Here is a 21,780-nt window from a genome sequence, read left to right on the forward strand (position 1 = left end):
ACGGCTGAAAACTGAAAACTAAAACCTAATGATTAGTTATTTTTAAAGGAGAGATTAATTGAGAGGCTTTACTAACTCCTTGCCATAATAATTCTGGATAATCTTCTAGCTGATTATTAGTAGAAATTTCTTCTAATTGAGTTAGAATATCAGCAATTATTTTTCTGCCTTTACTACCATAAGCAACTCCAGAAATGGGAAAAGAAATTAAATTTAAAGATTTTAATTTTGCTATAGTATATTCATTTGTGCCTCCTGCTAATTGGATAAATCCTTTAATATTTGTAGTAATCATTTTTTGAGCATATTTTATGGTTAAATGAGTTGTACCAGTGCCAATATCACCGCTCATAGGGCGGCCATCGGTTTGCCAAATTAAAGGAATATTAACGGGTTTTATATAATTATATATTTGAGTTAAATATTCCGTTACATTTTCAGTAAAAGGACAACTAATAGATATTAATTTAAGTTTGAATAAATTTGGTTTTATAGTTTTCCAAACTTTGATAAATTCTTGAAAATGTCCTTCTTGAGTGTGAATTTCTATAGCATTTATTGGCAAAATATCTAACCATTGTAAAACTTCTTTTATACTGATAAATGTTGATTTAGTATCAATAATATTAATAGGGCAAATGGGCAAACATCTTCCACAACCATAACATAATTCGTCTATTATTCCTTGATGATGATTATTAAATTTTATCGCTTCTGCGGGGCAAATTTTTTCACAAGGGCGATGGCAATCAGACGGACATAAATTAGAATTAAAATAGGCTTTGCGAAAATGTGGATCTTCCCCGTCATTTATACTTATCATCAGTAATGGATGATGGTGGAAATTATAACCAAAAGCAATAGCTTGTTGACGATAATTTTGGGCGATATTAATACCTTCACAGGCGCTATGAATAACTGCTTTATCGGCTGCTACATCAAGACAATCTGCACCAGCTAGGGTATAAACTAAGGCAAGATTACGAATAGAGGGTAAATGTTGGTAACTTGCGCCGCAAATCAACTTAAACCAACTACCCTGTTGTAAAGATTCTAAAGGAGACAAAATAAGTAATTGATTGTTGATAATTGATTGTTGATAACTCCTAACTCCTAACTCCTAACTCCTAACTCCTAACTCCTAACTCCTAACTCCTAACTCCTAACTCCTATCTTCTATCTTCTAATTAATTGTTTACTTCCGCCATTTCAATAACACGATTATCATAATCTTTAACAAGGAAGTTGAGGGGATTTTCAGTGCGAATTTTATATCTTAAACGACGAGATTGTACTCTTAATAGTAAAGTATCTAAACATTGACGATCAAAACAAACATGACGCTGACAATCTTTATAACCTAAATTTGCACCGCCAATAATATGTAACTGGGTATTTTTCTTTAATTGATACCAAAGTCCATCATTGGGCTTAATCATTGTATCATTAAAACCTGAACCCATATAAATCGGATCAAAAGAAGTTGCTCCAAGACTTTGTTCATAGTTATAGTAATAATGTAGGGGAATATCTGCTATGGGTAAATCTAATAAACCCTCATAAAAATCTTTAGCAATATTCATATCCGATACCATCACAGTATAAACTTTTGGTGCACTGGTTAAAAACATCCACATCGCACCACCATAAGCCACTAATAACATTACCATGATTCCCTGAGTGGAAAACAAACTATCTGTTATTTCGGGAAGAAATGCACCAAAATAAAAATTAACTATAGTTAAACTGCCATTTATAATCATATCAGTCTAAGATATTAAACCTTTTTATCTATTATGAAATATTAATCGCCTTTTAGTCGGGTAAGTAGAGGGGATTACTCCCCTTTTCTCCCTTCAGAACTTTCGGGCTGTAACCCAGAAGATGACTCTCTGGCTTGAAAATTCAAGACTCTCAAATACAACTTATCAAGTCGCAACTTCCCCTTTGCTTTGCTATTATAATTGTTAATTAGTAATTGATTACGGTTCGATAAGTGAACGTTTACCCCATTTAGGATCAGCATTGGTTTGAATTAAGATATAACCAGCAACAGCTTTAATATCTTCATCAGTATAATTTCTGATTTCAGACCAAAGATCAGGACGTTCTGTGCTTAGATGATAAAGAGAAAGATCTTCTTCCCCATCATAAGAAGTAGGATGTTTAATATAATCTATCATGCCGAGTAAATTATCTCTGGCGGGGATAGCATTAGCCAAGGCTTCTTTACTTAAACCAACGTTAGGATTAGTTTTCGTTTTACCTTGAATATGACATTGAGCGCAATTGTCAACAAAAAGTCTTGAACCAACTTGGGCTTCTTGATTCGATAATGTAATTTTAGCACCATCTTCATTTAAAGGCACTGTGCGAATATCTTCATTTAAACTAAGGGCATTTGCGACACCAGCAAAAGACTGCCATGCAAAAATAATCCCTGCTAGTAACATTAAAAAAACTTTTTTGAACATAATTCTCAAATAAATATTTTTTATCGGTATTTTCCTTGAATTTCAGATTATACCGTAATTATTTTCTCTTAAAATTGCTTCATGTTAGAGGAATTATTGTAAAGTTTTATTAATAACTTTTAATTTACTCCTGAAACTTCTTTATCTACCGCCGTAAATTTTAGTAAAGGAGACATCTTTGCGCGATTAAGACTTAAAACATTGTCTTTCATAGCGTAATTATCAACTTGTTGTAAAGTTTGTAGAAAAGTCATTTCCATTTCCATATTTTCACAAGCCATCATGGTTGAAGCCATTTGCGTTAAAGTAATTCTATTTCCTTCTTTTGTCTCAAAACCCCCCATAAAATTATTACAGCCACTAAAACCATTAACTCTATTTTTTTCTGTGTCAAAAGTAATAAAAATTGCCTGTTTTTGAGTTTCACTTTTCGTTACGGGTTTACCCATTATTTCTACTAATTCCCAACGGATATTACCTATACTTACCTCTGGATTGTTAACTTTATTCAACATATATTTTTCCGCTAAATCTCCACTAATTCTATTACCTGACACATCCAATTGAATTAAAGTATTTTCCCCCACAAAAAATTGATTTGGTGCATCTTTTACACCATCTAAAGTAATAGTATTTCCTTCTTTATTCCATTTAAAAGTACCTTTAACTTCAAATACTTCCTCACTTTTACCTAAATATTGAGTAGATAATACATAAGAAAGATCTTCATTAAGAGTTAGAGTTGTCTTGATTCCTTCACAACTAGCACAAGGAATTATACCTTGATAAACACCATTCCAATCTAAAGAATTAGCGCTGGTATCTCCCATATTTTCTATCATTGTTGGTTTATCAGATTCCATTTTCATGTCAGCTTGAGACGGTTTAATATAGCTATAGAAAGAAAATGTAGTTAATAAGGCTAAAGAAATAATTAAGGATTTATTTTTCATGATTTTTATGTAATTTTACTAATACTATCCCTATGACGTTTTTCCTTGCCTAAAGTTTCATTATCTAAAACTTATCTTCAAATGACATTATTGATTTTTTCTTCAATTTCTGTGATAGCTAAATCCAAGTTATCGTTAATAATCTGATAATCAAACTCATCACTAACCGCTAATTCTTCCTTAGCTTTATTCAAACGCTTAATAATAACTTCTTCTGTATCTGTATTTCTTTCTCTTAAACGTTTTTCTAATTCTTCGATGGAAGGAGGTAGAATAAAAATTCTGGTAGCACTAGAAAAATTATTTTTAATTTGATTCGCCCCTAAAACCTCAATTTCTAAAATAATAATCTTACCCTGCTCAATTTTTTCTAATACTGGTTTAATGGGAGTACCATAATAGTTTCCCGCATATTGCGCCCACTCCAATAATTCACCCTTGTTAATCATTTCTTCAAATTGAAGACGAGACAAAAAATAATAGTCTTTACCCTCCATTTCTCCCGTGCGAGGAAGGCGAGTTGTAGCGGAAATGGATAGAAAAATTTGCGGATTTTTTGCGAGTAAAGATTTAACTATCGTACCTTTACCTACACCGCTAGGGCCAGTAATTATAACTAACTTACCTTTTTGATTCATAAAATTATTTAATCTGTGATTGATCAATAATTCTAATTAATGACTGATTATTTTTCTATACTACTAATATTACTAATAAAGCGATTACCCACAGTTTCAGGTTGAATAGCTGACAATAAAACATGACTAGAATCAGTTATAATTACAGATCGAGTTCTTCTACCGTAGGTTGCATCAATTAACAGTCCTTTTTCTCTAGCATCACTGATAATTCGTTTAATGGGTGCTGATTCTGGACTTACAATAGCAATAACTCGATTAGCCGTAACAATATTACCAAAACCGATGTTAATTAATTTAATATCCATAAATTTTGATGGTAATTGAGAGTTTTCTTCTTATTAATCATCATATCGCTAAATATCGAGATTTACAATCATTTTACCTCTTATTTCTACCAAAGCTAATTTATGTATCACTATCTTTAATCCTTGGGTTTGATGTTCTTTAAACTAACCTACATTCTACAGGAATCACAAATTTTAAATTATCCATTGGGATATGCGATCGCCTACAACTGAAAATATTTTCCAAAAAGTTTAAATTTCGTTATCCTAGAAACGTAATCAATTACTAATAATTATAATGAATTACACAATTGAAATAGAAGAAGAAGAAGACGGACGCTATATTGCAGAAATTATAGAACTTCATGGAGTCTTAGTTTATGGTAATACTCAAGACGAAGCAGTAGCTAAAGTTCAGGCCTTAGCCTTGCGTGTTTTAGCGGATCAACTTGAACAAAGAGAGATACCAGAATATCAACTCAATTTATCCTTTGTAGCTTCATGAGTAAATGGTCTGGAACTAAAGCTAAACAAGTTTTAAAAGCATTACAAAATAAAGGTTGGACAATCAAACGTCAGAGTGGATCTCATAAAATTCTGGAAAAATCAGGCTGGAATAATGTAGTTTTTGCCTTTCATGATGGTGAAGAAATTGGTCCAAAGATGTTAACTAGAATTGCCAAATTAACTGGATTAAGTCCAGACGAGCTATAACATATTACTCAAGACAAAAAAACCACACAAGATTGAGATCTCAAACTTGATGAACTATGATTACTTGAAAGTAATAATTGACTAGAAATTATATCATTAAATTATCCATTCGGATGTGCGATCGCCTAAATCTAAAGAAATACTAACAGCTTTACCCAAACGAGGACGGTTTTTGGCTTCTAAAATACCTGTTTCCACTTGCTCAATAACTCCCCAAGTCGTGAGATAATTTGCCACTTCTTCTAAATGATCAAAGTATTCAGTTTCGGTAAAATGAAAGGAGGCTTGTTCTAAATACTTCCACATTACTTGAAAATAAATTTTATCCTTAATGCGTAAGACTTGAGCATCATAAGAACATCCCCACTTATTGAAAATTAGTTCTTTTAACTCTTTTCCTGTCATAATTATTTTTATAAAAAAATGTGTGATAATAATGTAATCAATCTTCCCGTTTTGTTTAAATCTGTCTTTCTTCTCTTAAAGTGATGGAATGATTCTAAAAAAGGTTCATTTTTTGTAATAATTAGATAATGACTTTTATTAACCTTGTTTAGCATAAAGGTTTTTGAGTTTATTGTAAAACCATAACCATAATATTCAATCAAATAATTAACGTTTTGTTATGACACAATTTTCTGGAAACCCTGATGTTCCTGATATGGGACGTCGTCAGTTCATGAACTTACTGACTTTTGGAACTATCACTGGAGTAGCCGCAGGTGCTTTATATCCCGTAGTTAGCTACTTTATTCCTAAATCTAGCGGCAGTGCTGGTGGCGGTTTAACCGCTAAAGACAAACTCGGTAACGATATTGTTGCTAGTGCATTTTTAGCTACTCATCAACCTGGCGATCGCACTTTAGCTCAAGGATTAAAAGGAGATCCTACCTACTTAGTAGTAACAGAAGATAAAGCAATAGCATCTTATGGTATCAACGCCGTTTGTACTCATTTAGGTTGTGTTGTGCCTTGGAATGCAGCAGAAGATAAATTTATTTGTCCTTGTCATGGTTCACAATATAACAATGAAGGAAAAGTAGTTCGTGGTCCAGCACCATTATCTTTAGCCTTAGCTCATGCAGATGTTACTGATGATAAAGTTATCTTAACCAACTGGGAAGAAACAGATTTCCGTGACGGCTCAAATCCTTGGTGGGCTTAAATAATTAATAATGAACTTCAACAGTAAATCCTGTTCAAATTATACATTATTTTTTATGTTCTATTTCCGTTGTAATTAAAAATTCAATAACTGTACACCTATCCATGAGAGATCATTCTTTTTTAACAAATATGGCGCAAAAAATAAATAAAATTATCTTAATTGCCATCGCTAGTGTTTGTTTATTCTTAGCTAGTGACATTTTATTACCTCAAAGTGCTAACGCTTATCCCTTTTGGGCGCAAGAAACTGCCCCTGCAACACCTCGTGAAGCAACTGGTCGTATTGTCTGTGCCAACTGCCATTTAGCCGCAAAACCAGCAGAAGTGGAAATTCCTCAATCTGTGTTGCCTAATACCGTATTTGAAGCAGTGGTCAAAATTCCTTATGATCATAATGCGCAACAAGTTTTAGGAGACGGAAGTAAAGGCGGTTTAAACGTAGGTGCAGTTTTAATGTTACCTGATGGCTTCAAAATCGCTCCTGATGATCGCATTTCCGAAGAATTGAAAGAAAAAGTTAACGGTGCTTACTTTCAAACTTACAATGCAGAACATGACAATTGGGTGATTGTAGGTCCTTTACCTGGAGATGGTTATGAAGAAATAGTATTTCCTGTATTATCTCCAGATCCAGCCACTGACTCTAACATTCATTATGGTAAATACTCCGTACACTTAGGAGCAAACCGAGGACGTGGACAATTATATCCTACAGGACTACCTAGTAATAATAACGTCTTTAAAGCTCCTGTAGCTGGTACTGTTTCTGCTATTACTGAAGTTGAAGGAGGAGGTTATACCGTAGCTATCACTGCTGATGATGCTAGTGAAAGTACTATTGATATTCCTGCCGGTCCTCAATTAATTGTAGCTCAAGGGCAACAAGTAGCTAATGGTGAGGCTTTAACCAATGATCCTAATGTGGGTGGTTTCGGACAAAAAGATACAGAAGTTGTGTTACAAAGTCCTGCTCGTATTCAATGGTTATTAGTGTTTATAGCTGGTATTATGTTATCTCAGATTTTGTTAGTACTTAAGAAAAAACAAATCGAGAAAGTACAAGAAGCTGGAATGTATTTCTAATATTTTTCCTTCTTATTGGTAATCTATGGGGGCAAATTTGCCTCCTTTTTTATGATTTTTTTCTTTAAAAGAGTCTATTTTGACAGAAAAACCATAACTGAGTATAATAGAAGACTTGACAAGGAGGGGTGGCAGAGTGGTTGAATGCGGCAGTCTCGAAAATTGTTAAGGTGTCAAAACCTTCGAGGGTTCAAATCCCTCCCCCTCCGTTTTTATAATTGAAAATATTCTTTTTATAAGCTGTTTTCATTGTGATGAAAGTTATTTAATTACTCAAACTCACTGAAACTCGGCTATTTAAAAAATTTTTTTTAACTTATATTATTTATCTATCTTTTTTACTTTCATAAGTTTATCAAAATTTAAAAATAAGTTAAACAATAAACATTAATTTGTTTTTAAATAAAAAGCTATATACTCATATTTTTATATATCTATATTTAAAACTAACTTAAATTTGTAAAAGTGAAGAAAAAAATTTAATAAGCATAAATAATATATCAAAAAAAATTGATATAAATAAATATTAAAAAATGTTTTTTTTCAAAATAACTATGTTAATATCATTCTGAAAATCAGTAATTAAAAAATCAAAAAATTAACATGGCGATAATAACAGGAACAGCAGGTCCAGATAATCTGAATGGAACTATTGATGCGGATCTAATTGACGGTTTAGGGGGGAATGATACCATTGCAGGAAGTAGTGGTAATGACACTATCAATGGTGGTGATGATAATGACAGTGTCAATGGTAACACAGGTGCTGATGTAATAAATGGAGATGCGGGGAGTGATACTCTCAAAGGTGGTAATGATAATGATACCCTATTTGGTGGTGACGGTGATGATAGTTTATTGGGAGACAACGGTAATGACAGTGTCGATGGCGGTGCAGGAAATGACACACTGGTAGGTCGTAATGATGGAAATAGTCTAAGTGATACCCTCAACGGTGGTGCTGATTTCGACATTGCGGATTACTCTGCTAGTGGCGGATTTATTACCCTCGGACCTACAGGAACAATCATTAAATCTGCTGGTGGTACAGATCAATTAATTGCCGTCGAAAGCATTATTGCACCAACAAGTTCTAATAGTATTATTGATGTATCAACCTCTGGTGTTGGGGTATCAGTAAACGTAGATTTAACCGCAGAAACATTAACCGTTGTGGGTGCTGGATTAGTTAATCCTAATTTTACCGTCAAAAACTTCGTCAATGTCATTGGTACAGATGGTGATGATACTATTAAAGGTGATACCGCTGATAATACCCTAGATGGTGGTGCTGGTAATGATTCTCTCATTGGTAGTTCAGGAAATGATAGTTTAATCGGTGGTACTGGTACTGACACAGCAGATTATAGTGCATTAGGACAAGCAATTACCCTTAAACCCACTGGAGTAGTAACAAAAGATGGTGGTTTAGGAGAAGATACCCTTAATGGTGTGGAAACTATTATTGGTGCAACAGGATTATTGAATGTCATCGATAACTCAACTGCTGGTATGGGGGTATCCGTAAACGTAGATTTAACGGCAGAAACATTAACCATTGTAGGTGTACCTGCTATTGTCTCTCCTTTCACTGTTCAAAACTTCGTCAATGTTATTGGTACAGATGGTGATGATACTATTAAAGGTGATACCGCTGACAATACCCTAGATGGTGGTGCTGGTAACGATAGTGTTAACGGTGCAGATGGAAATGATTCTCTCATTGGTAGTTCAGGAAATGATAGTTTAATTGGTGGTACTGGTACTGACATCGCAGATTATAGTGCATTAGGACAAGCAATTACCCTTAAACCCACTGGAGTAGTAACAAAAGATGGTGGTTTAGGAGAAGATACCCTTAATGGTGTGGAAACTATTATTGGTGCAACAGGATTATTGAATGTCATTGATAACTCAACTGCTGGTATGGGGGTATCCGTAAACGTAGATTTAACCGCAGAAACATTAACCATTGTAGGTGTACCTGCTATTGTTTCTCCTTTCACTGTTCAAAATTTTGTCAATGTTATTGGTACAGATGGTGATGATACTATTAAAGGTGATACCGCTGATAATACCCTAGATGGTGGTGCTGGTAATGATTCTCTCATCGGTAGTTCAGGAAATGATAGTTTAATCGGTGGTACTGGTACTGACACAGCAGATTATAGTGCATTAGGACAAGCAATTACCCTGAAACCTTTAGGAATAGTAACCAAAGGTGGTGGTTTAGGAGAAGATACCCTTAATGGTGTAGAAACTATTATTGGTGCAGTGGGTCAAAGCAATACTATTGATGGTTCTCTATCCTTAGATCCCGCAGTTGGTATCACTGTAAATTTAAGTACTAATAGCTTAACTGTTAATGGTGCAGGATTAAGTAATCCTAATTTCACTATAATCAATTTCACTAATGTCACTGGTACTGCTGGAAATGACAGTATTACTGGAGATGCTAATGATAATATTCTTAACGGTGGTTTAGGTATCGATACTCTTATTGGTGGACTAGGTAACGATATTTACTTACTTTCTGGTTTACCTAAAGTTGTTATTGAGAACCTTAACGAGGGTATTGATCAAGTAAGAATTCGTAATAGTAATTATACTCTTGGCAATAACATCGAAAATTTCTTAATATCAGGAACTAACAATATCAATGGTACAGGAAATAGTCTCAACAATGATATGAGAGGAAATAATAGTGATAATCTTCTCAGTGGTCTTGCCGGAAATGATAACCTAATTGCTAATGGAGGAAACGATACTCTTATAGGTGGTTTAGGAAATGATACTTTAGCGGTTGGGCTTAATGATGGAGTGACTGATTTAATCATTTACACTTTAGGAGACGGCAGTGATACTGTCGGTCAATTTGAAATCGCTAATGATAAGTTCTTTTTCCTCGGTGTTAATAATATTGATGTCAGAGTCAATGGTAGTAACACTCAATTACGATTAAGTGATGGTGTTGATGGAAATGCTGGATTTGGTACGGGTAGTTTATTAGCTACATTAAATAATGCGACTGGATTTACCGCCGCTAATTTAGCACCAGGTAGTAGTGGTACTTTATTCTTTAGTTAATTTATCTATATCGGGAAGATAGAAAAAGATTTAATAAGTCCAAAATTTGATTTTTCTGTCTTTTCTTTCACCATAAAAAAATCTAAATATCGCTCTTTTTTTCGGAGGGCGATTTTTTTTACAATCCTTTTTTCATTTCCAAAATTTTGTCAGTATCTATAGGTATAATAGCTATCATAATAGTTTACCTCTTGTTTTCTCGATTTTGTAAGATATATAATTCTAATTTAATCATTTGAGTTAGCCTATCTTTAAATGTACTATTATTTTTAGGTTAAAATCTTTGTTAGAATTGCTCATATAATTTTTGTTCATAAATTGTTACTTAAATAGTTAACAATCTAAAATTAGATGATTTACTTTCTAATATATTCAAGTTATGATTACAACAGTTTTAGCCATTAAAGTATTGACTCGTATTGCAGAAGATCCTCAATGTATTGGTAGATTGGTTGAACAACTTGGAGGAATGCCAAATATTCCTACTCCAACAATGGGAGGTCATATTTTTTGGACAAATATAGCTAATGTGAAAGGATGGCGTTTACAACAAAATATTATATTTGGTAATTGTCGAATTATTGATCCCAATAATGTAAGAAGGGCATGGGGTGGAGAAACAGCAATGATAAAGGCTTTTAAATCTTTAGAATAATAATTAAGCAAAATTTTTAAACGTTTGTAATAAAATAACATATGAATAATAAATATTATCAAATAAGTGCAATAATTGAGAAAGATGAATATGGCTATTATGCTTATTGCCCTCAATTAGAAGGTTGTCAAAGTCAAGGGGATTCTTTAGAAGAAATAAAAGCTAATATTCAAGAGGCAATAGAACTATACTTATCCACTCTTACAGAAAAAGAAAAACTCTGATAAACTATGCTTAAGTTGTAATCTAAAACTTTTTAGTTATAGACTCAAATTATAAGTTTTCTTTTGCCATTCAATCTTTTATCATGAGTTCTTTCTCCTCATTACCTCAACCATCTGATCAATTTTTTGAATATCGTTTTATACATAGAATTAATCCCTTAGCTTATAATAATTTCTTACAATTTCAAGAAAAATTAAGGACACGGGCTAAAAATTATCAAGGTTATATTAGTGAAGATTTGCCTATATTAGTGGAGGAGGGAGAAACCCTTGTTTTTGAAACTATATTACGATTCGATACCCCAGAAAATTGTATTAATTGGATTGATAGTAAAGAAAGACGAGAATTACTTTATGGGGAAGAAAATAATGGTTATCAATTTAAAGGGGAAGCAAATTTCGAGAGTTATACCCGTTGGATAAAAAAAAGTGTTAACAACTCCTCTCCTGTGTGGAAAATTAACCTTTTAGTTTTATTGGTACTTTATCCCACCGTGATGCTATTTAATTTACTTCTGAAAAAGCCATCTTTAATTGATTTTCCGACATGGATGCTTTTTGGTAATTTCTGTAGTGTTGGCATAACTGGTTGGTTTGCAGTTCCTTGGATTAGTCGTATTTATCAAAATTGGTTAGAAAGTAAAGGCACAAAAAAAGAGCAATTATTAGCATTAACAAGCATTTTCCTTGCCCTTTTTATACTGTTACAGATTTTCCGACACATTCCGATTAGTTTTTGGTAGTGAAAATATTTATTTTAATATCTTGCACCATCAGGAAGCTCTCTGAATTCTTCCCAAACAGCCTGTGCTTCTTCTTGAAGAATTTGCTCTGGTGCGAGTAAGCGATTTTTATATTCTTTAACTAAATCTTCTTGAATATTAGCATCATCAAAAAGATCTGCAAAATCACTCCAACCAGCGGCGTAGTAAATTTTGGAAATTCTAGCCCAATAAGCTGTTGCATAACACATAGGGCAACATTCACAACTGCTATATAAAACAGCACCTGATAGATCAACAGTTCCTAGTTTCTTACAAGCCTGACGAATAGCGTTTACTTCTGCATGGGCTGTAGGATCATTATCCCGTAAAACACTATTTCCAGAAGCCCCAATTACCTCTCCATCTTTAACTATAACTGTACCAAATGCCCCACCTGTTTTCTTGACAACTCCGGCCTCTCGCATCAAGGCGATCGCTTGACGCATATATTCAATATCTTTGTTGTTGATCATTTTAAGTAAATTTCTTTTTTTATTTATTATACGGTATCATATTTATATTATTTAATTCTTCATGAATCAATAATTCAGATGATTTGATAATGAGAATTTTATTATCTTCTAAAGGGAATAACTGGCGATAATTATTCGTTTGAATAACTATTTTTAACGCACTTTTTTTTGCTTGTTCTGAATTATTAATAGCTTCGATCGCATCTTCTAAAGTTTCATCTTTTTTTTGTATTCTAACAGGTATAGGTTTATCATTAAATTGTCTTTTCAAAAAACCATCAATGCCATTATTTCTTTGCACAGGAATAGCATTAATACTTTTTAATAAAAATAATTCATCTTCTGATTTTTCTATATAGCTTGTTTTTCCTTTTTCCAAAAGTTCAGAATTAGTTATAATCATCTCATTTAATCTTTTTTTAGTGAGTTCGATCGCGTCTTCCGATATATCAATACCAATAAATCTACGACTTAAAGACTTTGATGCGACGCAAGTTGTACCACTACCACAAAAAGCATCTAAAACTAAATCACCTTCATCGCTAGAAATACTAATAATTTGTTGTAAAAGTAAAACAGGTTTTTGCGTAGGATAACCAACTCTTTCCTTTGCTTTTGGATTTAAAAAAGGTATTTCCCAAACATCTGATAAAGGAACGCCTTTTTTCTCTTGAGCTAAAATTATGTTACCATTTTTATCCTTTTTATATACAGATTTACCATAAGTATTTTTTTCTCTTAATTGCCATATTTGATCAACATTTGTTGTGGGAGAATAATCAGTATAAATAATGTTAAATTTAAAATTATCTGTTTTGGAATAAAAATAAATAATTTGATGGGAGTTAAGTAAACCTTTTTTAGAATTTGACCATCTTTTATAAGACCAAATGATTTCACTCCTAAAATTATCAGAGCCAAATATTTTATCTAATAAAACTCTTAAATGATGAGAGGCAGATTTATCACAATGCAAAAAAATATTACCAGTTTTTTTTAATATTCTTTTACATTCAATCAAACATTTTTCCATCATTAATAGATAATCATTTAGACTGTGCCAAACATCATCAAATTCATAATTAATAGAATTATCACGGGTTGTTAAAGAATATTTTTTTTGAGTAAAAAATGGTGGATCTAAGTAGATTAAATCTACTATTTCTGAATCAAATTTTTTCAATTCTTCAAGACAATTTCCTTTAATTATTTTTTCCATAATTTAACTTTTGTCTGGTGTTTTTTTATCTGCAATATCTATTAAAATCTGTTTTAAATCAAATCCTGTACGATTTTTGATAAAATTCCATGCTTCTTCTCCAGCATAATATTCTCCATTGACTCCCTTGTAAACCGTTTCTAAAGTTTGTTGAATATTGATAGCTTGTTCTCTTTGAGGATAATAAAACATTACTCTAATCGGTTTATATCCACTATTTTGTATCGCTTTTACACGAGTATGATCTTTCGTGATATGATCTCCGTCTGTATTGGCATCTCTCCATTTAATCTCAATAGCGTCATTGCCATCTAAAAAATCAATTTCAAAAGTTTTCGGTTTTGTACCAAAAGAATTTTTAACAGTAGTTTTTCTTCCTTGAGGATTGTTAAATAATAAACATAAAGAAGCAACCTCTTCTAAAAAAGAACCAGCATAATTATATAAAAACCTGCCAATATTTTGATATTCGTCTATTTTTTGACCTTCTTGACTGGTTATTCCCAAAACTCTATAAATTAGATAATGGGAAGTATTATCATTTTTCATTTCTTCTTTTCTTAAATCAATTTGTATTTTTAATTGGGAAGCATATTCTTCCGAAAGTAAATGAATTTGCGATATTAACAACTCTAGTTGTTTTCCTTGTTTAATAGCATCAGTAATTTTGTTAAATTTATCCTCATTAATTAATTCTATTAATTGTTGTTTTGTATTTTTTCCTTGTATTGTAATTCCATATTTTTGACAATAATTTTCAAGCTCTTTTTTATTTAAAGATTCTATTTTCATTTATGTAAGACTAAAATTTAAGCAAAAACAAAGGTTTTAGGTTGAGGTAAAGTTTTACCATCTTCTTGATATTCTTCAATGATTAATTCTAAAACTTCTTGCCCATTTTTTAAGGCTTCTTCATAGGTTTCACCGTGAGTAATAGGTTGCATTTCATTTTTAAAATCAGGAAAAAAAACTACAAAACAGCTATCCTCATCACTCCATTGAATAGTAATCGTATAATTAAATTTATTCATAGTTATTTATTCTCTTTTATTCTTTTTAATTTAGCTAATTTTTGGTTAATTTGTTTTTCTAAATATTTTTCAGCATCATCACCATCATTTCCTGATATTGTAATCGGATCTTCTGGTAATAATTCATGATACCAACGAGTATGACTACCTTTAGCAGTACGATAAACAAACCCTGTTTTCTTCAATAAACTCTTTAATTCTCGAATTTTTTTAGGCATTAATCATGAGATTTTCTTGATTTACAAACTTTTAGCTTTTATGATAGCAACAAAAATCAGCAATAATAGGAGATAGACCATTATTGATAATATTTTATGACTAATATCCCTCCTTCTTTAACAGGAAACGAAATCAGAGAGAAATTTTTAAACTTTTTCGCCCAAAAACAACACAAAATCCTGCCTAGTGCCTCATTAGTGCCTGAAGATCCTACTGTTTTACTGACGATCGCAGGAATGCTTCCATTTAAGCCTATTTTCTTAGGACAAAAAACCTCTGAATTTCCCCGTGCTACCACTTCGCAAAAGTGCATTCGTACTAACGATATTGAAAACGTAGGGCGCACTGCTAGACATCATACCTTTTTCGAGATGTTGGGTAATTTTAGCTTCGGTGATTACTTTAAGTCACAAGCGATCGCATGGGGCTGGGAATTATCTACGCAGGTGTTTAAATTACCCCCCGAAAAAATCGTTGTCAGTGTGTTTAGGGAAGATGATGAGGCTTTTGCTATCTGGAGAGATGAAATAGGAATCCCCGAAAAACGCATTATCCGCATGGGAGAAGAAGATAACTTCTGGAAATCGGGGGCAACCGGTCCTTGTGGTCCTTGTTCGGAGTTATACTATGATTTTAAGCCAGAATTGGGGGATGATAATATCGACTTGGAAGACGATACCCGTTTCATCGAGTTTTATAACTTGGTGTTTATGCAGTATAACCGAGACGCTGACGGCAATTTAACATCCCTGCAAAACAAAAATATTGATACGGGGATGGGGTTAGAAAGAATGGCACAAATTCTGCAACAAGTGCCTAATAACTATGAAACTGACTTGATTTTCCCTATCATTGCTACGGCGGCAAAGTTGGCAAATATTGACTATAAAACTGCTTCGGAAAATACTAAGGTATCTTTGAAAGTTATCGGTGATCATGTACGATCGATCGTACAGATGATAGCTGATGGTATTTCTGCATCTAACATCGGGCGTGGTTATGTTTTAAGACGTTTAATTCGTCGTGTGGTGCGTCACGGGCGTTTAATCGGTATCGATGGCAATTTTATCACTGAGGTAGCGGAAACGGCAATACAGCTATTAGAAGGAGTTTACAGCAACACTAGAGAAAGAGAAAAGGTAATTAAAACCGAGTTGCAACGGGAAGAATCGGCTTTCTTGGCAACCCTTGAAAGAGGAGAAAAACTCTTAAATGAGCTGATAATTAAGCTCAAAAATCAAGAAAAATACAGCCAAGATGGCTGTGGTACTATTTCGGGAGAGGATGCTTTTACCCTTTATGATACATTCGGTTTCCCTCTCGAATTGACTCAGGAAATCGCTGAGGAGGAGGGTTTAACCGTTGATGTGTATGGTTTTAAAGCAGAAATGGAAGCTCAACGCACCCGCTCTCAATCTGCCCATGAAACCATTGATTTAACTGTACAGGGTAGCATAGATAAATTAGCAGAGCATATCCATCCCACAGAATTTTTAGGCTATAGTGAATATCAGTTAATCAGTCACATCGAGGCGTTATTAATTGAAGGTAAATCGGTACAAAAAGCCGAATCAGGTAGTAAAGTGCAGTTAATTTTGAATAAAACCCCATTTTATGCAGAATCTGGCGGACAAATTGGCGATAAGGGCTATTTAGCCGGAGAAGATGTGTTAGTATCCATCGAAGATGTGCAGAAAGAGTCGGGCTTTTTTGTCCATTATGGTACAGTGGAAAGAGGTACAATTCAAATTGGGCAAAAGTTACGCGCAACTATCGATAAAGCTTGTCGTAACCGTGTCAGGGCGAATCATACCGCAACCCACTTGTTACAGTCGGCTTTGAAAAAAGTTGTCGATGAAAGCATCTCTCAAGCAGGTTCTTTGGTATCCTTTGATAAGTTACGTTTTGACTTTAATTCTCCCCAACCTATTACTAAGCAACAATTACAACAAGTTGAAGATTTAATTAACACTTGGATAGCTGAATCTCATCCGACAGATATTAGTATTATGGGCATTGAAGATGCTAAAGCTAAAGGTGCGATCGCCATGTTTGGAGAGAAATATGGTAGCGAAGTCAGAGTAATTAATATTCCTAGCGTTTCGATGGAGTTATGCGGAGGCACTCATGTTAATAATACTGCAGAAATTGGCTTATTTAAGATTATCTCGGAGACGGGGGTTGCTTCTGGTATCCGCCGTATCGAAGCGGTAGCAGGTGCGTCTGTTTTAGAATATCTCAAAGTGAGAGATGAAGTCGTTAAGCAATTATCCGACAAATTAAAAGTTAAACCAGAGGAGATTTTTGATCGATTTTCCAATCTTCAAAGTGAATTAAAAACCACTCAAAAAGAGTTAGAAAATATTAAACAAGAGTTAGCTTTATTAAAGTCGGAAAACTTAATTAATGATGCGGAATCTGTCGGTGAATTTAAAATTTTAGTCGCAAATATGGGAGCATTAGATGCTAAATCTTTGCAATCGGCAGGAGAAAAATTACAACAAAAATTAGGTAATTCTGCAGTAATTTTAGCCTCCATTCCTGAAGAAAGTGAAGGGGCGAACGGCCGTTCGTCCGTACATTTAGTAGCAGCTTTTGGTGAAAAAGTTTATAAAGAAAAACAACTTCAAGCAGGTAAATTTATCGGTGAAATTGCTAAAATTTGTGGTGGTGGTGGCGGTGGTAAACCAAATCTTGCCCAAGCTGGAGGTAAAGATGCAAGTAAAGTTGAGGAGGCTTTAACTATTGCTAAAAATAAATTAATTGAGATTTTATCTTAATTTTGATGGTGGGCGGTGCATCGCCCTACTATAAATAACTATGGATTATTATGAGAAATTGTAATAGCTAATTTTAATCCTAAACTGTGAAGAATTTTATCGATAGTTGCAAACTGAGGATTTCCCGATTCAGAAAGTGTTTTATATAAACTTTCTCTACCTAAATCTGTTTTGTGAGAAATCAAACTCATACCTCCATTTGCTTGAATTACTTCTCTTAAAGCCATTAAAAAAGTAGGTAATCCTTTATTTAAAGATAATTCTAAATAACCGATAATAAAGTCTGAATCTTGTAAATCATTTTCAAATGTCTCGGAAATATCTCTCAATTTCATTTTTATATTCCTCCCAAAGATTAATCGATTTCTGTATATCCTTATTTTGTGAATTTTTATCTCCTCCTAAAAGAAGATATTTATTCTGCCAATATCTGTACATCATAAATATTAATACGATTTAGTTAACGGTAGTGTGCACATTGCCCACCATAATTGTTATCTTTTTATAACCTTTGAAAATTTAGGCACAATTTATTTATTAATAAATTTTTGAGATGGAAGAATATATATAGATTATTCAGTTGTGCATTACCAATTACCAAAAATTTGAAGTTTTCAGTTAGTTTCAATGGTTTTCTTCTTTATCGTTATTACCCAAAAAAAATTTTTCTCAAAAAGTGCATAAATTGATGATTCGTTACTGATAAGTAAATAGAAAATCAAAAATTAAAAATTCACTTATGAATAATGCGATAACACTTTCAGCTTCAACTCCAGTAATTAATTACTCCCGACAGTGTGAAAAGTGGGGGAGAAATCTACTACTGAGTTTATCATTAGCAACAGGTAGTATCATGATTTTTAACACTAATTCCGTTGAGGCTGGAGAAATACCAGTCTGTATCTCTTATATACCAGAAGAATACGGCACATTATCATTAGAATTACTATTCTCATTATTGATGTTTGTATTCTTTTGTTTGAAATGATTTTCTTTTTCATTTTTATTCCTTTAGCATTTTTTCTTTAAATTTTTCGAGAAAAAGCGCATAAATTGATGATTCGTTACTGATATATAAACAGAGACTAAATATTTAATAAAAATTATGGGTAATATTGTAGGAATCGATTTAGGCACAACTAATTCTGTGGCGGCTTTTAAATTTGCACAAACCCAAGTAGTCAATGATAGTAAAGACGGGGCGTTAGTGAGATCCATTGTGGCATTTTCGGGTACTAATTTGATAGTAGGTAAAGAAGCCTATAACCAGTTAAAACAAGATCCAGAAAACGTTATTATTTCTATCAAGCGTTTAATGGGGCGTGGTTTCGGTGATGAAGTGGTGCAACAACAACTCAAAAACTTTGGTTATAAAATCACTCAATCCACTCAAGGCACAGAAAATAGTCTTTCGGTATGGCTTGGTGGTAAAGAATATCAACCTGAAGATATAAGTGCAGAAATTCTCAAGCAAGTTGTCAAAAATGCCCAAACTTATCAAGAAAAGATGGGACAATCGGGTAAAATTACTAAGGCAGTGATTACTATTCCCGCCTATTTTAACGATAAACAACGCTATGCCACAGAAAACGCTTCTATTAGAGCTGGGTTAGGAAAACCAATTTTATTACCTGAGCCTACTGCTGCCGCTATTTCCTACGGTTTTAAAGCTGATAGTGATGATGTTAAAACTATCTTGGTATATGATTTTGGTGGTGGTACTTTTGACTCATCATTGATTACTGCTTCAGGAAACACTTTTATTGAGTCTGGAAAAGCTGGGGATTTGTGGTTAGGAGGAGATGATATTGATAACAAATTAGGGGAGTTAGTTAAGCAAAAGGTAGCGAAGGAGGAGGGGTTAGATAATATTGATAGCTTAATCGAAAAAATGCCCTATTATCAGCAAGTGCGGTTTAAGGCGGATTTGAAAATTGCCACAGAAAGGGCAAAAATTGACTTGAGTAGTAAAACCGAAGCAAAAATTAATCCTTCTACTCCCCTCCTTGATGAGTTTGGTATGGCAATCCCTATCGATGTGACTATCACAAGGGTGGAATTTGAGGCGATGATTTTACCTTTAGTTAAGCGTAGTATCGAAATTTGTCAAGATGCCATCAAATATTCTGATTATCCTGAAGATATGATCGATATTGTATTGTTGGTGGGTGGTTCAAGTCAAATTCCTTTAGTGCAACAGGAAGTTATTAAAGCCTTTGGTAGTGATAAAGTGGTGATTCATCCACGGCCGATGTATGCAGTGGCAGAAGGTGCTGGTATTGTTTCTTCTGGCATTACGGAAATTGTCGGCACGGTATCTCGTGATTATTGTATCAAATTAGTAGATGATCCTCGTTTTGAATTGATTAAACTGGGTGAAGTTTTACCGATTCAAAAAACCAAAACTTTTAAAACCTCTGGTGATGGGCAAGAATTGATACATTTTAAGTTTTTTAGCCCTGATAAAGTCGAAACCATCGGGGTTAATTTGGATAAAAAAGTTCGTACCGATAATGACTATGATGATCGTATTGGTGATATGTGGTTAGCTTTAGATAAACCTTATCCTAAAGGTACGGAAGTTGATGTGATGATAGAGTTAGATGAGGAAAATTCGGCTTTAACCATGACTGCCAGTCTCAAAAATAATCACGCTATTCGTGTAAGCGGCTCTTTTTCTCGTGGTAATCAAGACGAAAAAATTAATCAAGAGGTAGAAGAATTAATCGCTCAACTTAATGATAATGGTAGCTTAACGGAATATGGTGCTGAGTATGTTAATGAGTTGGCTGGTGAAATTGTCCGAGCTTCAAATCAAATTCGTCAAAATAATACATCGTTACAAGGCGATCGCACAGCGCCATTTCGTGATCGCATTCAAGTAGCAGAAGAAAAACTTAAAGAGTTACAGAAGTTAGCTTGTAAAGATTTTGGCAAAATACAAGAATACTTAGATGATTTTGATTTTGCCCTTGAGTATTGCGTTAGTTATATGCACGAAGATCAAATAAGTCGTTTGAAAAGGTTAGTTACTACAATGACACAAGCCATTAATGCTAACAATTTTTCGGCAATGCAAAAGTTAGCAGAAGATGGGAAACAAGAATATGACAATTTACCTGATTTAGTTCATGTTTTAATTATGCTTCGTTTCGGAGTCAGAAGAGCGAATCGTATTGCACCTGCGCATGGCAAGGTTTTAGAAAATAAATTCGCTAATGTTTTAGATGCCATGCAACGGGGTGATGGCACAACGGCTGACAGAATTTTACGAGAATTAATGGAAGAAATACGAGAGTATTTAGAAAAAGATTTACCTACGGGCGTAGTATCTACTGGTTTAACCCGTTAAGCCCCTAAATCCCCTTTTCTGCAGACTTTTATTTATTCTCCCCCAAACTTGGGGGCAGGGGGCGAAATTACGCATCTAAATACCTAAGTATTAATTATTGGTGGGCAATGCCCACCCTACAAGATCAAAATTATGGAGTTTTTATGAGACAAAAATTGACTTGCCCTGTGTGCGATCGCCAAGACATTGAAACAAATATTTGCCCTAATTGTGAGACAGATTTATCCACAATTCGGATGTTAAAAGAATTACCTTTTTTAGACACAAAAACCGAATCAAAACCTGTTAAAAAATCATTAATTTACATAGTTTTAGTCATAGTATTATTAGCAATAATAGCAGGAATTTATGGAGGATATTTGATCGCAAAAAATAATTATCAAGCTAGTCTAAATACGATTAATCAAGATAAACAAGAGCCTATTATTACCGTCAATAAAGAAGAATCAAAACCAGATTTAAAATGGTGTGGTGGTTTTAATTATCAAATAAAATTAGGAGATTCTTTATATATGTTAGGTTTACGTTTTTATGGTGACGGTAACGCATGGCATTTAATCACTGAAGCAAATCCTAGTATTAATTCACCGCAAAATTTAGAAGTCGGGCAAGTAATTTTAATTCCTAATTTGACAGAATTTTGTCAATAAATAATTTAGT

At 33.5% G+C, this 21,780-nt stretch carries 24 protein-coding genes and 1 tRNA gene; 12 read left to right on the top strand and 13 right to left on the bottom strand.

The window, feature by feature from the left end; translation table 11 throughout:
• Nucleotides 1–25 precede the first annotated feature (25 nt).
• The 6 genes from ldpA to remA all read right to left on the bottom strand — a co-directional run bounded on the left by ldpA (nucleotide 26) and on the right by remA (nucleotide 4,373).
• Nucleotides 26–1,069: a circadian clock protein LdpA gene (gene ldpA, locus ACEW8E_RS09020; RefSeq protein ID WP_373480097.1), complete on the bottom strand. Its 1,044-nt coding sequence runs from the start codon at nucleotides 1,067–1,069 to the stop codon at nucleotides 26–28.
• 118 nt (nucleotides 1,070–1,187) lie between these two features.
• On the bottom strand, nucleotides 1,188–1,763 hold the full coding sequence (locus tag ACEW8E_RS09025) for a glyoxalase-like domain protein (RefSeq protein ID WP_373480006.1): 576 nt from the start codon (nucleotides 1,761–1,763) through the stop codon (nucleotides 1,188–1,190).
• Between the two features lie 219 nt (nucleotides 1,764–1,982).
• Nucleotides 1,983–2,474 (bottom strand): photosystem II cytochrome c-550, encoded by a 492-nt coding sequence (psbV, locus tag ACEW8E_RS09030; protein ID WP_373480007.1) that lies wholly within the window; start codon nucleotides 2,472–2,474, stop codon nucleotides 1,983–1,985.
• Between the two features lie 119 nt (nucleotides 2,475–2,593).
• Complete coding sequence (locus ACEW8E_RS09035) at nucleotides 2,594–3,427, bottom strand: copper resistance protein NlpE N-terminal domain-containing protein (protein ID WP_373480008.1); 834 nt, start codon at nucleotides 3,425–3,427, stop codon at nucleotides 2,594–2,596.
• A gap of 77 nt (nucleotides 3,428–3,504) precedes the next feature.
• Entirely contained in the window at nucleotides 3,505–4,065 is a 561-nt protein-coding gene (gene gmk, locus ACEW8E_RS09040) for a guanylate kinase (RefSeq protein ID WP_373480009.1), read from the bottom strand.
• 47 nt (nucleotides 4,066–4,112) lie between these two features.
• Nucleotides 4,113–4,373 (bottom strand): extracellular matrix/biofilm regulator RemA, encoded by a 261-nt coding sequence (remA, locus tag ACEW8E_RS09045; protein WP_373480010.1) that lies wholly within the window; start codon nucleotides 4,371–4,373, stop codon nucleotides 4,113–4,115.
• Nucleotides 4,374–4,650: 277 nt separating this feature from the next.
• On the opposite strand from remA, the gene ACEW8E_RS09050 reads away from it, so the two are divergent.
• Together ACEW8E_RS09050 and ACEW8E_RS09055 are read left to right on the top strand one after the other, a co-directional pair.
• Nucleotides 4,651–4,857 carry a type II toxin-antitoxin system HicB family antitoxin gene (locus ACEW8E_RS09050; RefSeq protein ID WP_373480011.1) on the top strand — a complete coding sequence of 69 codons (207 nt, stop codon included), beginning with the start codon at nucleotides 4,651–4,653 and terminating at the stop codon, nucleotides 4,855–4,857.
• Nucleotides 4,854–5,066 carry a type II toxin-antitoxin system HicA family toxin gene (locus ACEW8E_RS09055; protein WP_373480012.1) on the top strand — a complete coding sequence of 71 codons (213 nt, stop codon included), beginning with the start codon at nucleotides 4,854–4,856 and terminating at the stop codon, nucleotides 5,064–5,066. The genes ACEW8E_RS09050 and ACEW8E_RS09055 overlap by 4 nt, the downstream gene beginning before the upstream one ends.
• Nucleotides 5,067–5,162: 96 nt before the next feature.
• On the opposite strand, the gene ACEW8E_RS09060 is transcribed toward ACEW8E_RS09055, so the two are convergent.
• Nucleotides 5,163–5,471 carry a DUF3067 family protein gene (locus tag ACEW8E_RS09060; protein WP_373480013.1) on the bottom strand — a complete coding sequence of 103 codons (309 nt, stop codon included), beginning with the start codon at nucleotides 5,469–5,471 and terminating at the stop codon, nucleotides 5,163–5,165.
• A 220-nt stretch (nucleotides 5,472–5,691) separates the two neighbouring features.
• Between ACEW8E_RS09060 and petC the strand changes: the two genes are divergently transcribed.
• The 7 genes from petC to ACEW8E_RS09095 all read left to right on the top strand — a co-directional run bounded on the left by petC (nucleotide 5,692) and on the right by ACEW8E_RS09095 (nucleotide 12,025).
• On the top strand, nucleotides 5,692–6,231 hold the full coding sequence (gene petC / locus ACEW8E_RS09065) for a cytochrome b6-f complex iron-sulfur subunit (protein ID WP_373480014.1): 540 nt from the start codon (nucleotides 5,692–5,694) through the stop codon (nucleotides 6,229–6,231).
• Nucleotides 6,232–6,335: 104 nt separating this feature from the next.
• Nucleotides 6,336–7,316, top strand: coding sequence for a cytochrome f (gene petA / locus ACEW8E_RS09070; protein ID WP_373480015.1), 981 nt, complete (start codon nucleotides 6,336–6,338; stop codon nucleotides 7,314–7,316).
• Nucleotides 7,317–7,438: 122 nt separating this feature from the next.
• Nucleotides 7,439–7,525 (top strand) — tRNA-Ser (locus ACEW8E_RS09075).
• A gap of 394 nt (nucleotides 7,526–7,919) precedes the next feature.
• A complete protein-coding gene (locus ACEW8E_RS09080; RefSeq protein WP_373480016.1) occupies nucleotides 7,920–10,403 on the top strand; it encodes a beta strand repeat-containing protein in 2,484 nt (827 codons plus the stop codon).
• 379 nt (nucleotides 10,404–10,782) lie between these two features.
• Nucleotides 10,783–11,058: a hypothetical protein gene (locus ACEW8E_RS09085; protein ID WP_373480017.1), complete on the top strand. Its 276-nt coding sequence runs from the start codon at nucleotides 10,783–10,785 to the stop codon at nucleotides 11,056–11,058.
• Between the two features lie 41 nt (nucleotides 11,059–11,099).
• Nucleotides 11,100–11,282, top strand: coding sequence for a type II toxin-antitoxin system HicB family antitoxin (locus ACEW8E_RS09090; protein WP_373480018.1), 183 nt, complete (start codon nucleotides 11,100–11,102; stop codon nucleotides 11,280–11,282).
• 83 nt (nucleotides 11,283–11,365) lie between these two features.
• Nucleotides 11,366–12,025 carry a hypothetical protein gene (locus ACEW8E_RS09095; protein ID WP_373480019.1) on the top strand — a complete coding sequence of 220 codons (660 nt, stop codon included), beginning with the start codon at nucleotides 11,366–11,368 and terminating at the stop codon, nucleotides 12,023–12,025.
• Nucleotides 12,026–12,039: 14 nt separating this feature from the next.
• Here the strand turns inward: ACEW8E_RS09095 and ACEW8E_RS09100 are convergent, their stop codons facing one another.
• Genes ACEW8E_RS09100 through ACEW8E_RS09120 form a run of 5 tightly spaced genes read right to left on the bottom strand, consistent with a single transcriptional unit; the run spans nucleotide 12,040 to nucleotide 14,987 of the window.
• On the bottom strand, nucleotides 12,040–12,519 hold the full coding sequence (locus tag ACEW8E_RS09100) for a nucleoside deaminase (RefSeq protein ID WP_373480020.1): 480 nt from the start codon (nucleotides 12,517–12,519) through the stop codon (nucleotides 12,040–12,042).
• 19 nt (nucleotides 12,520–12,538) lie between these two features.
• Nucleotides 12,539–13,738, bottom strand: coding sequence for a site-specific DNA-methyltransferase (locus ACEW8E_RS09105; protein WP_373480021.1), 1,200 nt, complete (start codon nucleotides 13,736–13,738; stop codon nucleotides 12,539–12,541).
• A gap of 3 nt (nucleotides 13,739–13,741) precedes the next feature.
• Nucleotides 13,742–14,530 carry an ApaLI family restriction endonuclease gene (locus tag ACEW8E_RS09110; protein ID WP_373480022.1) on the bottom strand — a complete coding sequence of 263 codons (789 nt, stop codon included), beginning with the start codon at nucleotides 14,528–14,530 and terminating at the stop codon, nucleotides 13,742–13,744.
• Nucleotides 14,531–14,547: 17 nt separating this feature from the next.
• Nucleotides 14,548–14,769 carry a type II toxin-antitoxin system HicB family antitoxin gene (locus ACEW8E_RS09115; RefSeq protein ID WP_373480023.1) on the bottom strand — a complete coding sequence of 74 codons (222 nt, stop codon included), beginning with the start codon at nucleotides 14,767–14,769 and terminating at the stop codon, nucleotides 14,548–14,550.
• Between the two features lie 2 nt (nucleotides 14,770–14,771).
• Complete coding sequence (locus ACEW8E_RS09120) at nucleotides 14,772–14,987, bottom strand: type II toxin-antitoxin system HicA family toxin (protein WP_373480024.1); 216 nt, start codon at nucleotides 14,985–14,987, stop codon at nucleotides 14,772–14,774.
• Between the two features lie 96 nt (nucleotides 14,988–15,083).
• Between ACEW8E_RS09120 and alaS the strand changes: the two genes are divergently transcribed.
• Entirely contained in the window at nucleotides 15,084–17,768 is a 2,685-nt protein-coding gene (alaS, locus tag ACEW8E_RS09125; RefSeq protein ID WP_373480025.1) for an alanine--tRNA ligase, read from the top strand.
• 38 nt (nucleotides 17,769–17,806) lie between these two features.
• Here alaS and ACEW8E_RS09130 read toward each other — a convergent pair whose 3' ends face one another.
• Nucleotides 17,807–18,103 carry an addiction module antidote protein gene (locus ACEW8E_RS09130; protein ID WP_373480026.1) on the bottom strand — a complete coding sequence of 99 codons (297 nt, stop codon included), beginning with the start codon at nucleotides 18,101–18,103 and terminating at the stop codon, nucleotides 17,807–17,809.
• Nucleotides 18,104–18,873: 770 nt separating this feature from the next.
• Here ACEW8E_RS09130 and ACEW8E_RS09135 point away from each other — a divergent pair.
• Both ACEW8E_RS09135 and ACEW8E_RS09140 read left to right on the top strand, forming a co-directional pair.
• Nucleotides 18,874–21,120 (top strand): Hsp70 family protein, encoded by a 2,247-nt coding sequence (locus tag ACEW8E_RS09135; RefSeq protein ID WP_373480027.1) that lies wholly within the window; start codon nucleotides 18,874–18,876, stop codon nucleotides 21,118–21,120.
• A 107-nt stretch (nucleotides 21,121–21,227) separates the two neighbouring features.
• A complete protein-coding gene (locus ACEW8E_RS09140) occupies nucleotides 21,228–21,770 on the top strand; it encodes a LysM peptidoglycan-binding domain-containing protein (RefSeq protein ID WP_373480028.1) in 543 nt (180 codons plus the stop codon).
• The last annotated feature ends 10 nt before the right edge of the window (nucleotides 21,771–21,780 follow it).

This window comes from Geminocystis sp., from assembly GCF_041753295.1.
GTDB lineage: Bacteria > Cyanobacteriota > Cyanobacteriia > Cyanobacteriales > Cyanobacteriaceae > Geminocystis.